Origin of the sequence: Methylobacterium sp. J-077, from assembly GCF_022829365.1 — a bacterium.
Lineage (GTDB): Bacteria > Pseudomonadota > Alphaproteobacteria > Rhizobiales > Beijerinckiaceae > Methylobacterium.
In genome coordinates, this window is record NZ_JAKSYJ010000165.1 from 16,789 (window position 1) to 28,416 (window position 11,628).

The window sequence follows — 11,628 nt, forward strand, 5'->3', positions numbered from 1 at the left end:
ATCCCGGAAACGCCATGAACGCAGTCTTCCCCACCCCCGACGCGACCGAGAGCCAGCGGCTTCTCAGCCCGGACGAGCTGGAAGCGGCTTTGCGCGACATCGGCGCCCGCCGGTATCACATCCTGCATCCGTTCCACCGGCTCCTGCACGACGGCAAGCTCTCGAAGGACCAGGTTCGGGCCTGGGCGCTGAACCGCTACTATTACCAGGCGATGATCCCGGTGAAGGACGCCGCCGTCCTCGCCCGGATGACCGACGCGTCGCTGAGGCGAATCTGGCGCCAGCGCATCGTCGATCATGACGGCGACCATCCGGGCGATGGCGGCATCGAGCGCTGGCTGAAGCTGGCCGAGGGCGTCGGCTTCGATCGCGACTACGTGCTCTCGACCCGCGGCATCCTCTCGGCGACGAAGTTCTCCGTCGAGGCCTATGTCCATTTCGTCGCCGAGAAGAGCCTGCTGGAGGCGATCGCCTCGTCGCTCACCGAGATGTTCTCGCCGACCATCATCTCCGAGCGCGTCGCCGGAATGCTGAAGAACTACGATTTCATCACCAAGGACACCTTGGCCTATTTCGACAAGCGCCTGACCCAGGCGCCGCGCGACGCCGATTTCGCCCTCGACTACGTCAAGACGCACGCGACGACGCCGGAGCTGCAGCGCCAGGCGATGGCCGCGCTGACCTTCAAGTGCAACGTGCTCTGGACGCAGCTCGACGCCCTGTACTTCGCCTATGTCGCCCCCGGCCTGATCCCGCCGGATGCGTGGACGCCGGGCACCGGCCTGGTCGCGGAGGCGCCTGGCGCTCCGGCAGCCACCGGCGTCCGCAAGATGGCGGCAGAAGACAAGCCCCGGCTGCCGCGGGGCGTGCGGCTCCGTCACGACGAGACCCGCGGCAAATACGTCCTGCTCGCCCCGGAGCGGACCTTCGACCTCGACGACAACGCCGTGGCGGTGCTCAAGCTGGTGGACGGCGCCCGCAGCGTCGCGGCGATCGCGGACGAGCTGGGTCGGACCTACGCGGCCGACCCGCGTGCGATCGAGGCCGACATCCTCGTGATGCTCGACGGGCTGGCGGAGAAACGGGTCCTGGAGCGATGAACGCACTGACGCCGAACCGGCCGGACGTTCCTGCCCCGGTGGGCCTGCTCGCCGAGCTGACCCATCGCTGTCCGCTGCGCTGCCCCTATTGCTCGAACCCGCTGGAGCTCGACCGCCGGTCCGGCGAGCTCGACACCGCGACGTGGCAGCGCGTCCTCACGGAGGCGTCCGGCCTCGGAATCCTCCATGTGCACCTGTCCGGCGGCGAGCCGACGGCGCGCAACGACATCGTCGAGATCACCAAGACCTGTGCGGACCTCGGCCTCTACTCGAACCTGATCACCTCTGGGGTCGGCGGCGCCCTGGGCAAGCTCCAGGCCCTGTACGATGTCGGGCTCGACCACGTGCAGCTCTCGGTGCAGGGCGTCGACGCTCAGAATGCGGAGAAGATCGGCGGCCTGAAGAACGCGCAGCCTCAGAAATTCGCCTTCGCCGCCAAGGTGGTCGAGCTCGGCCTGCCGCTGACGCTGAATTCCGTGATCCATCGCGGCAACATCCACGAGGTCGAGGGCTTCATCGACCTCGCCGTGACGATGGGCGCCAAGCGTCTCGAAGTGGCGCACACGCAGTATTACGGCTGGGCCTACGTCAACCGCGCCGCCCTGATGCCGGACAAGGCGCAGGTCGATGCCTCGATCCGGATCGTCGAGGCGGCCCGCGAGCGCCTCAAGGGCCAGCTCGTCATCGATCTCGTCGTGCCGGACTATTACGCCAAGTACCCGAAGGCCTGCGCCGGCGGCTGGGGCCGCAAGCTCATGAACGTCACGCCCCAGGGCAAGGTTCTGCCCTGTCACGCGGCCGAGACGATCCCGGGGCTGGAATTCTGGCACGTCACCGACCATTCGCTCGGCGAGATCTGGCGGGACTCGCCGGCCTTCACGGCCTATCGCGGGACCGACTGGATGCAGGAGCCCTGCCGCTCCTGCGATCGGCGCGAGAAGGATTGGGGCGGCTGCCGCTGCCAGGCTCTGGCGCTTGCCGGGGATGCCGCGGCCACCGACCCGGCCTGCTCGCTCTCGCCGCTCCACGCCAAGGTGCGGGCGCTCGCTGTCGAAGAGGCGGCCGAGACGCCGCCGGATTACGTGTATCGGACGATCGGCAGCAACGTCCGGTCGCCGTTCCAGGAGGACGTCAACCCGTGAAGGTTCTTGTCGTGAAGGTTCTTGCCACGACGGCGGTCACGTTGGTGCTGGCCGCCATGCCGGCGCTAGCCGAGGATGCGCCCAAGCCCGCAGCGATCACCCAGGCCAATGCGGCAGCGCCGCCCTCCGCAGCCGATCTGCTGTTCGACCAGCCGCAGATGAAGAACGCGGCCCCCGGTTCGACGATCACGTACGACTATCTGCGCCGGTCTGGCATCGCAGGCGGCCCGTTCGGGCCGCCCCTGTCGGATACGGTCACGCTGAAGCTCGAACCTGGAAAGAGTCCCGAGGCGCGCGACATCAGTGTCGTGATGTTTTCCGGGATGAACCGCGTGCCGGCCGGCCCCTTCGAGGACATGAGCGGCAACCCGGTGGTCTCTCTCTTCCTGGAGAACCATCTGCGCGCGCTGGCGAAGGTGCTGGAGGCGAACCCGCGCTACCTGAAGCTCGCGATCCGCAAGGGCCTGCGCGAGCGCGCGACCGTGACGCCGACGAAGGTCACGGTGGGCGGGCGCGAAGTCGATGGCTGGCGGGTCGAGATGCAGCCCTTCGCCAACGATGCCATGGAACAGCGCATGCGCGGCATGGACAAGATGACCTACACTTTCATCTCCGCCCCGGAGGTTCCCGGCCAGATCGTTTCCATCGAGGCGTCGTCGAAGGATCCGCAAGGTGGCGAATTGCTTGAGGAGAAGCTGAGCTATGATCAGAAAGCTGGCTGAACGCGGCGCACTGGCTGCCCTCGCCCTGACCCTGTCGGGTCTGGCCGGCTGGGCGGCCGAGGAGAACGACTATCCGACCGACGCGCGGGTCGATTACGTCTTCGGCTGCATGGCGGCCAACGGCCAGACCCGGGAGAGCATGCAGCGCTGCTCCTGCTCCCTCGATCAGCTCGCCGCGATCCTGCCCTACGACAAGTACGTCCAGGCGAGCACAGTCCTGTCCATGCGCCAGGGGGTTGGCAACCGCGCGAACGAGTTCAAATCCACCAAGATCTTCGACGACAAGGTCGCGGATCTCCGGCGCGCCCAGGCCGAGGCGGAGATCCGCTGCTATCGCGGATGATGCTGGAAGCATGCTGCCGAAAAGTGAAATCCGGTTTTCCCGAATCAGCATGCTCCAGTGATGACGGCCGGCGTTGCGCCGGCCAGTGGTTTCGATCACACCGGGTCCCGAACCCCTCCTGAGAACGGGACCCGATCCGTGCCCCCCTCCCCCGGCCTGTCCGACTTGCTGCCCGACCTCGGGTCGCGCACGCTGGTCATGGGCATCCTCAACGTCACGCCGGATTCCTTCTCCGACGGCGGCCTGTTCGTCGGCGAGGCTGCGGCCGTGTCGCAGGCGGAGCGTCTGGTGGCCGAGGGGGCCGCGATCCTGGATATCGGCGGCGAATCCACCCGGCCCGGTCATGTTCCAGTCCCTGCTGAGGAGGAGCAGGCCCGCGTTCTGCCGGTGATCCGGGCGCTGGCGCCACGTCTGGCGGTTCCGATCTCCATCGACACCTACAAGGCGTCCACGGCCCGCCTGGCCCTCGAAGCCGGCGCCGGCATCGTCAACGACGTCTGGGGCCTTCAGCGCGAGCCCGACATCGCCTCGGTGGCGGCCGCGCATGGCGCCCCCGTGGTGATCATGCACAACCGCGAGACGATCGACGCGGATCTCGACATCGTCGACGACATGCAAGCCTTCTTCGAGCGCTCCCTCGACATCGCCCGCCGCGCCGGCATCCCGGAGGGCAATATCGTGCTCGATCCCGGCGTGGGCTTCGGCAAGACCTGGTCACAGCATCTGGAAGCGCTGCGGCGCCTGCCCGAGATCCGGGCGCTGGGTTTTCCAGTGCTGGTCGGCGTCTCACGCAAGTCGCTGCTCGGCCGCCTGCACGACCGTGAGACCCGGCCGGCCGATCGGCTCCATGGGTCGCTCGCGGCCCATGCCGTTGCGGCGACCCTCGGGGCCGACATCGTGCGGGTCCACGACGTCGCCGCCCATATCGACGCCCTGCGGGTGGTCGATGCCGTGATGCGGCCGGAGGCCCGATGAGCGCGGACCGGATCGGTGTGGCCCGCATCGCGGTGTTCGGGCGCCACGGCGTGCTGCCCGAGGAGGCGGTGCTTGGCCAGCGCTTCTACATCTCGCTCGACGCCCGGCTCGACCTCGCGCCCGCCGGCCGCTCCGACGATGTCGCGCATACGGTGAGCTACGCGGACCTGACCCGGATCGCCGTCGACATCGCCACCGAACGCCGGTTCAACCTGATCGAAGCCCTGGCCGAGGCGATCGCTGCCGCCATCCTGAACCGTTTCCCGCCCGTCGACGCGATCACGGTCCAGGTCGACAAGCCGAGCGCTCCGGTTCCAGCGATCCTGGACGGGGTCAGCGTCGCGATCACGCGTCAGCGGGAAGAGCGCCCGTGAGAGCCTATCTCGGGATCGGCAGCAATATCGGCGACATGACCGCGATGCTCGACCGCGCGGTTGCGGGGCTTGCCGCGACGCCCGGTATCACCGTGGTCGCCCGGTCGGCCGACTATCGCACGCCGCCCTGGGGCAAGACCGACCAGCCCTGGTTCCTCAACGGCGCGGTCGCCGTGGATACGGATCTCGATCCGCATGGGCTGCTCGATGCGTGCCTCTCCGTCGAGCACACGCTCGGGCGGATCCGCGAGGAGCGGTGGGGGCCCCGGGTCATCGACATCGACGTGCTGGCTTATGAAGGGGCGGCCGTGGACGACGACCGCTTGGTATTGCCACACCGCCACGTGCGCGAGCGCGCCTTCGTGCTGGTGCCCCTGGCCGAGATCGCGCCGGACCTCGTCATCGGCGGCGAGCGCGTGGCCGACGCATTGGCGAAGCTCGACCCGGCCGGCATCGAGCGTGTCTGAAACGGTCCGGTTTCAAAAGGTCGCCGACCTTTTGCGGCTCTAGGGCGGAGCCCTGTCGTGGGGCTTCGCCCGATGTATCAGGCCTCCGCCCCCGAACCCCGCCAAAGGGCTGAGCCCTTTGGAAACCCGTTGTTTCAGCGCTCGCTCGGTTCTGCGAGCTTGTTCTCCTCGTCGTCGAGGAGGGGCACGTCGTAGTCGCGCAGCACCGTGTCGATATCGGCCTTGCGCTTGCGCAGCACCGTGTTGAGCGAACGCTTCCAGTCGTTCTCGCCCAGCCGCACGCCCATGGCGATCCGGTAGGCCATCGGCGGACGCGCCGGCTCCTTGAGCAAGGGGATAACCGTCATCGGCGTCCCGGATTGCTTGGCGAGCCAGCCGGCGGCAGGCCCCCACAGCACGGCGGCGTCGATCTCCTTGGCGGCAAGCGCCCCGATGATCTCGGCGCCGACCGTCTGGTACTTGCGCGACGGATCGAGCTGGTAGGGCGCATAGGCCTTCATGGTCGAGACCAGACCGAGATCGCCCATCCGGTTCACCGGCGGGGTCCCCGCGATCACCCCGATGGCCTTGCCCTTGAGCCGCGGGTCGTCGAGGGCGGTGATGCCGTCGAGCTCGCCCGTGCGGGTCACCAGCACGTAGGAGGAGCGGTAATAGGGGTTCGTGGTCTGGACCAGATCGCTGCCGAAGGCCTGACCGATGATCAGGTCGCACAGGCCGGTGCCCAGCGTGTTGCGCACGAAGCCCGGGCCCTGGGTGAGCCAGTAATACCGGAGCTTGACCTTCAGCTCGTCGGCGATGATCGCCGCGATCTTGTTCTCGAAGCCGTCATCCTTACGCTCGGAAAACGGCATGTTGCCGGGATCGCCGCAGACCCGCAGCACATCGGTGGTCACCGTGTCCGGCAGATGCTGCGCGGCAGCCCCCTGCGCCAACGTCATCGACAGGGCGCAGAGGGCGAAAGTCCGGAGCAAGGGCGCCATCAGCTGCCCATGCACTCCTTCTCGGCCTTCTTGGCGGCCTCGGGCTTGTCCTCGTGCTCGGAGGGACGGACGCGGCCGACCGCGCCCGAGGCACGCGCCTTGAGGTAGGTGTAGAGGTCGTCCGAGTAGCACATGACGTTCTTGTTGTCGCCAAACGCAGGCATGACCTTCTGCTCGGACGCGCTCACGTCCTGCTTGCCACCCACCAGGATGCCGATGAACTCCTCGTACGAGAGGGTCTTCAGCGAGTCCTTCAGGGCCGGCGCGTAGGTCGAGCCCATGCCGTCGGGGCCGTGGCAGACGTGGCACTCCGCGTGATAGCGGCGGTAGCCCGAGTAGGTGTACCAGTCGAGCTTCTTGCCGTCATCGGTGACGTGGAAGGTCGGATGGCCGTTGGCATCGATATACTTGCCGTCATCGACCTTAACGGCAGCGTTCTGCTTGAGCAGTTTCGGGTCCTGCTCGGCGGTCTTGTCGTTCGCGTTCAGCGAATTGGCGAGCGCCGGATCGGCAGGCTTGGCATCCTCAGCATGTACGGCAACCGCGGACACGGTCGCTAGGGCGAGGGCGGCCAGGAACGGCCGCGTGACGATGTTGCTGAGGTTATGCAACGCGTAAGTCTCCCTGGAGCGAGGCCCTTCGTCTCGCGTCGAGCCGCAGCCTCTTACGACAGATTCTAATCACAAGGATGCCGGCGCGGAAACCCGCGCCGGCACCATTTCGACACCTAAACCCTGCGGCCGATTAGTTCGGCAGAGCGAAGACGGTCAGCTGACCGCCGAGGTTGGTGTACTGCGACAGGGCCGCATAACCACCCACCGCGCCGAGGCCGGCGTTCGGGTCGGTCAGGCCGGCCGCGAGGCCGATGCCGGCCCAGCCACCGACGCCCGACAGGACGCCCACGTACTGCTTGCCCTTGAGCTGGTAGGTCATCACGTTGCCGATGATGCCCGACGGCGTCTTGAACTTGAACAGCTCCTTGCCGGTCTTGTCGTCGACAGCCTTCAGGTAGCCTTCGAGCGTTCCGTAGAACACCACGTCGCCGGCGGTGGCGAGAGCACCGGACCACACCGAGAACTGCTCGGCGTCGGACCACTTGATCTTACCGTTGACGCCGTCCCAGGCGATGAAGTTGCCCATGCCGCCGTGCGAGTTCGGGGCCGGGTACATCGACAGGGTCGCACCGACATAGGGCTGGCCCGGGGTGTAGGTCACCCGGAACGGCTCGTAGTCCATGCAGACGTGGTTGGTGGGCACGTAGAACAGCTGCGTCTTGGGCGAGTAGGCCGCCGGCTGCTGATCCTTGGTCCCCAGCGCCGCCGGGCAGATACCCTTGGAGTTGGTATCCTCACCGTTCTGCTCGGTCGAGTACTTCGACACGACCAGCGGCCGGCCGTAGGTCTTCGAGCCCTTGTCCATGTCGACCTTGGTCGCCCAGTTGACGGCCGGATCGAACTTTTCGGCGACCAGGAGAGCGCCGGTCTCGCGGTTCAGGGTGTAGCCGAAGCCGTTACGGTCGAAGTGGGTCAGGAGCGGCTGCTCCTTGCCGTCGATCTTCTGATCCGTGAGGATCATCTCGTTGATGCCGTCGTAATCCCACTCGTCGTGCGGGGTCATCTGGTAGACCCACTTGGCGACGCCGGTATCCGGGTTACGCGCCCAGACGGTCATCGACCAGCGGTTGTCGCCCGGACGCTGCTTGGGGTTCCAGGTCGAGGGGTTGCCCGAGCCGTAATACATCAGGTCGAGCTTGGGATCGTAGGAGAACCAGCCCCAGGTGCAGCCGCCGCCGGTCTTCCACTGATCGCCTTCCCAGGTCTTCAGCGACGAATCCTTGCCGACCGGCTTGCCGAGATAGGTGGTCTTCTCGGGGTCGATCAGCATCTGATCGTCCGGGCCCTCGGAGTAGCCGCGCCACACCTTCTTGCCGGTCTTCAGGTCGTAGGCGGTGACGTGGCACTGCACGCCGAACTCGCCGCCCGAGATGCCGACGATGACCTTGTCCTTCACGGGCAGAACCGTGGCGGTGTTGGTCTCGCCCTTCTTCGGGTCGCCGTTGACCACCGACCAGTTCACCTTGCCGGTCTTGGCGTCGAGCGACACGAGGGTGGTGTCGGCCTGGTGCAGCAGGATGGCGCCGTCGGCATAGGCGAGGCCGCGGTTGACCGTGTCACAGCACATGACCGGGATCACGGACGGATCCTGCTTCGGCTCGTACTTCCAGACGATCTTGGCCTCGTGGTCGAGGTCGAGGGCGTACACGATGTTCGGGAACGGCGTGTGCACGTACATCATGTTGCCGATCACGAGCGGCGAGCCCTCGTGGCCGCGCAGCACGCCGGTCGAGAAGGTCCAGGCGACCTGGAGGTTCTTCACGTTCGACGCGTTGATCTGGTCGAGCTTGGAATAACGGGTATTGGCGTAGTCGACCGTCTGAAGCGCTTGTTCCGCCGGATTGGCGATGCTCTTCAGAACGCTTTCGTTGGCCAGGGCCGGCGCGGCGGCTACCGCGACACCTGCGCCGAGCGCGAGGAGATGTACCGCTCTCATGGGTTCCTCCAACAAGTCTTAAGAGCCATTCAGACGCGCTGAGAGAGTGGCGTCGCTCGGACTCCGACCTGACTGTTTGCGACAGGGATGGACGCTTCGGTAGCGGGCCTAGCGGACTTGAGGAGATCAAAAGATCCCGTAGCCAGGAGCCGCCATCCCTGAGGCGGCCCCCTCGAAACCGAAGCTTGCCCGGACCTTAAGAGATTTTTGAGCGCCGTCAACTCGCTGTTCTCGAGGCTTGAACACACGGTGAAAGCTTCTTTTCACATGACAAACGACACTGGAATGTCATTGCTCCGCAAAAGGAATGGTGCGGTGCACAAGCGCGGCCGGAGGTGTTTCGCGTGAACTCGTGCGAGCTCGCGGGTTTTCCATGCAAGACTTGCAAGCCCACAGAGTATCGCCGCTTCCATTATGCTTCTGCTGCGTGGATCGACCTGGGCATGTGCGAATCCGCCGCTTGATTCGACGGCTCGCGGGCGTGCGGTGCGGAATGGCTGCGCGGGCGAAAACCGGGCGTCTTTACCGGTTGTATGCTGTGCGCCCTCTCGCCGCATGGGTTGTGATCGGTCCGTGCCGGGCGATCTGTGCCGATGCCTCGCGAGGCTGTGATGACCGAATCGTCCGGGCAGCCGATGTCGTATCGACGTCGGTCCGCCGTCCTGTCTGCGACGCATGGCGCCGGCGCGATGATCAGAAATCCGAAGGATTTCGATAAATGACTCTGATCAGTCCCCGGCGCCGCAGGCGCGGCCGAGATGAGAACTTGATGGGTTGAGCATCCCTGCAAGTCTCCAGCGCTCGCGATGCAGGTCCGGAGCCTACAGGATGTCGGGCTCTTATAAGACTCCGATGGCGCCGGTGCTCTCGAATTCGGCGGTGTCGCCGACCAGGTCCGTCAGGGAGATGTCGAGGCGTCGGCCGGTCTTGAGACGGAGTTGCGCGTCCGGCTCCAGCCAGATCGGCCGCAGCCCGGCATGGCTGCCGTGGAGATCACCATAGGCGAAGAGCCCACCCTGCCGGCGCTCGACCACGACGCGGTAGCGGACGCGTACGGCGCCGCACCCTTCGGCCGTGACGAGGCCGCGTCCGGTCAGCGTCGTCAGGATCTCGTTCGGCTCGAACATACGCGGGACGCGGTGGCAGGATTAAGTGGCAATCACTCTTGCCACTTAATCCTGCCACCGCGACGTGTCACGCCTGCACGACCGTGCGGCTTCCGGATCCGTCCGCGTCGTCGGCCGCGAAACCCGCCGCCGCCGTCCCGGCGAAATGACCGATCTGGTATCCCCGGCGAGGCCTGGGGCGCGCTACTGGACTGCGTCCGGCCTGTCCGTCGCCGTCGCGGGCTCCAGGTCCCGAACCACGATGCGCCCGTTCTCCACCGAGAGCGCCAGGCGGCCCTGCTTCAGGGCCAGCGCCTTGTCGCCGAACAGGGTCCGTCGCCAGCCCTGCAGCGCCGGGACCTCGGCGGTGTCGTCATCCGCGATCGCTTCGAGGTCATCGACCGTGGCGATGATCTTGGGCGCGACGGCCTCGGATTCGCAGACCGCCTTCAGCAGCACCTTGAGCAGTTCCACGATGGCGCCGTTGCCGCCGCTCCGGCGCATCCGCTCGGGCATGCGGATGTCGCCGGTGTCCCGGATCAGGCCGCGCTCCACGGCGGCCAGGATGTCGGCGCCCGTGCGCGAGCGCTCGAACCCGGCGGGGATCGTCCGCAGCCGGCCCAGCGCCTCGGCGTTGCGCGGTGCCGCCGAGGCGACATCGATCACCGCCTCGTCCTTGAGGACGCGCCCGCGCGGGACGTTGCGGGCCTGCGCCTCGCTCTCTCGCCAGGCGGCCACCTCCATCAGCACGGCGATCTCCCGGGGCTTGCGCATCCGCCCGGACAGCCGCCGCCAGGCCTGGGCTGGCTCGGCCCGGTAGGTCTCCGGCGAGGTGAGGACCGCCATCTCCTCGTCGAGCCAGGCGCCGCGATCCGTGCGCAGCAGCTCGGCGACCAGCACCTCGTAGACCTTCACGAGATGGGTGACATCCGAGAGCGCGTAGCTGAGCTGGGCCTCCGAGAGCGGGCGCCGCGACCAGTCCGTGAAGCGCGAGGACTTGTCGATCTTGGCCTTGGCCACGTCGTTGACCAGCTGCTCGTACGACACCGAGTCGCCGTAGCCGCAGACCATGGCGGCGACCTGGGTGTCGAAGAACGGCTGCGGCAGGATCCCGCCCATCAGCCAGATGATCTCGAGGTCCTGGCGGGCGGAGTGGAACACCTTCACGGTCCGCTCGTCCGCCATCAGGTCGATGAACGGCTGCAGGTCGATCCCCGTCGCCAGGGGATCGACCAGGACACCGGTGCCGTCCGGCGCCGCGATCTGGATCAGGCACAGCTTCGGGTAATACGTCGTCTCGCGCATGAACTCCGTGTCGACGGTCACGAAGGGTTGCTCGGCGAGGCGGGCGCAGATGTCGTGCAGCGCGGCGGTGGTCGTGATCAGGTCCATGAATCCGGCTATACGCAACCACCGCGGTTATGGGGAGCCGCCGACGCGAAGGTCCCCATGTTTCACAAGGTCGGTTTCGCCCCGGGGTCGCGCGCCCGGGTCCGTCGGCGGATCCGCAGCGCGTCGGCCCGGCGCTGAGCCTCGGCGCGCTTGAGCAGGCGGTCGAGGATGCCGGTCTCGATGCGCTCGCCTGTGGCCGCGTCGGTGAGACGGCGGATCCGGTCGACCCGGAAACCGCGATAGCCGCCCCGGCGCCCGTCGATACCCCCGAGCAGCGTCCGTCCGGGCCCGAGCTTCAGTTCGCGGGCCGACAGGGAACGGTTGCTCCAAACGCCGGTCGCGTCCTCGTAGACGAGGTCGAAATGGCCATCGAGGGGCAGCGTCCGCCACGCACCGGCCGGGCTTTCGACGGGTCGGGCGGAGCCGCCCATGGAAACGGAAAACGCGTTCTGACTCATGGACATCATATGGGAATCG

The 11,628-nt window shown here is 66.9% G+C and carries 13 protein-coding genes; 7 read left to right on the plus strand and 6 right to left on the minus strand.

Annotated elements, in window-relative coordinates; translation table 11 throughout:
- Window positions 1-14 precede the first annotated feature (14 nt).
- From pqqC to folK, 7 genes are all read left to right on the plus strand, one after another.
- Entirely contained in the window at window positions 15-1,100 is a 1,086-nt protein-coding gene (gene pqqC, locus MKL11_RS20075; protein WP_243946749.1) for a pyrroloquinoline-quinone synthase PqqC, read from the plus strand.
- Window positions 1,097-2,242: a pyrroloquinoline quinone biosynthesis protein PqqE gene (pqqE, locus tag MKL11_RS20080; protein WP_243946751.1), complete on the plus strand. Its 1,146-nt coding sequence runs from the start codon at window positions 1,097-1,099 to the stop codon at window positions 2,240-2,242. Before pqqC ends, pqqE begins: the two co-directional genes overlap by 4 nt.
- Window positions 2,243-2,298: 56 nt before the next feature.
- A complete protein-coding gene (locus tag MKL11_RS20085; protein WP_243946908.1) occupies window positions 2,299-2,964 on the plus strand; it encodes a hypothetical protein in 666 nt (221 codons plus the stop codon).
- Window positions 2,945-3,307, plus strand: a complete 363-nt coding sequence (locus MKL11_RS20090) for a hypothetical protein (RefSeq protein WP_243946753.1) — start codon at window positions 2,945-2,947, stop codon at window positions 3,305-3,307. Before MKL11_RS20085 ends, MKL11_RS20090 begins: the two co-directional genes overlap by 20 nt.
- A 138-nt stretch (window positions 3,308-3,445) precedes the next feature.
- Entirely contained in the window at window positions 3,446-4,282 is an 837-nt protein-coding gene (gene folP / locus MKL11_RS20095; protein ID WP_243946755.1) for a dihydropteroate synthase, read from the plus strand.
- Window positions 4,279-4,656 (plus strand): dihydroneopterin aldolase, encoded by a 378-nt coding sequence (folB, locus tag MKL11_RS20100; RefSeq protein WP_243946757.1) that lies wholly within the window; start codon window positions 4,279-4,281, stop codon window positions 4,654-4,656. Before folP ends, folB begins: the two co-directional genes overlap by 4 nt.
- A complete protein-coding gene (gene folK, locus MKL11_RS20105) occupies window positions 4,653-5,123 on the plus strand; it encodes a 2-amino-4-hydroxy-6-hydroxymethyldihydropteridine diphosphokinase (RefSeq protein ID WP_313900766.1) in 471 nt (156 codons plus the stop codon). Before folB ends, folK begins: the two co-directional genes overlap by 4 nt.
- 134 nt (window positions 5,124-5,257) lie before the next feature.
- On the opposite strand, the gene xoxJ is transcribed toward folK, so the two are convergent.
- The 6 genes from xoxJ to MKL11_RS20135 all read right to left on the minus strand — a co-directional run bounded on the left by xoxJ (window position 5,258) and on the right by MKL11_RS20135 (window position 11,609).
- Window positions 5,258-6,103, minus strand: coding sequence for a rare earth element methanol dehydrogenase accessory protein XoxJ (gene xoxJ, locus MKL11_RS20110; RefSeq protein WP_243946759.1), 846 nt, complete (start codon window positions 6,101-6,103; stop codon window positions 5,258-5,260).
- The gene (locus tag MKL11_RS20115) at window positions 6,103-6,714 is read right to left on the minus strand and encodes a c-type cytochrome, methanol metabolism-related (RefSeq protein ID WP_279600607.1); all 612 of its coding nucleotides are present in this window, start codon (window positions 6,712-6,714) and stop codon (window positions 6,103-6,105) included. Before MKL11_RS20115 ends, xoxJ begins: the two co-directional genes overlap by 1 nt.
- Before the next feature lie 133 nt (window positions 6,715-6,847).
- Window positions 6,848-8,653 carry a lanthanide-dependent methanol dehydrogenase XoxF1 gene (gene xoxF1 / locus MKL11_RS20120; RefSeq protein ID WP_243946761.1) on the minus strand — a complete coding sequence of 602 codons (1,806 nt, stop codon included), beginning with the start codon at window positions 8,651-8,653 and terminating at the stop codon, window positions 6,848-6,850.
- A gap of 839 nt (window positions 8,654-9,492) precedes the next feature.
- A complete protein-coding gene (locus MKL11_RS20125; protein ID WP_243946763.1) occupies window positions 9,493-9,780 on the minus strand; it encodes a hypothetical protein in 288 nt (95 codons plus the stop codon).
- 183 nt (window positions 9,781-9,963) lie between these two features.
- The gene (gene rnd / locus MKL11_RS20130; protein ID WP_243946766.1) at window positions 9,964-11,151 is read right to left on the minus strand and encodes a ribonuclease D; all 1,188 of its coding nucleotides are present in this window, start codon (window positions 11,149-11,151) and stop codon (window positions 9,964-9,966) included.
- A 62-nt stretch (window positions 11,152-11,213) separates the two neighbouring features.
- On the minus strand, window positions 11,214-11,609 hold the full coding sequence (locus tag MKL11_RS20135) for a hypothetical protein (protein WP_243946767.1): 396 nt from the start codon (window positions 11,607-11,609) through the stop codon (window positions 11,214-11,216).
- Between the last annotated feature and the right edge of the window lie 19 nt (window positions 11,610-11,628).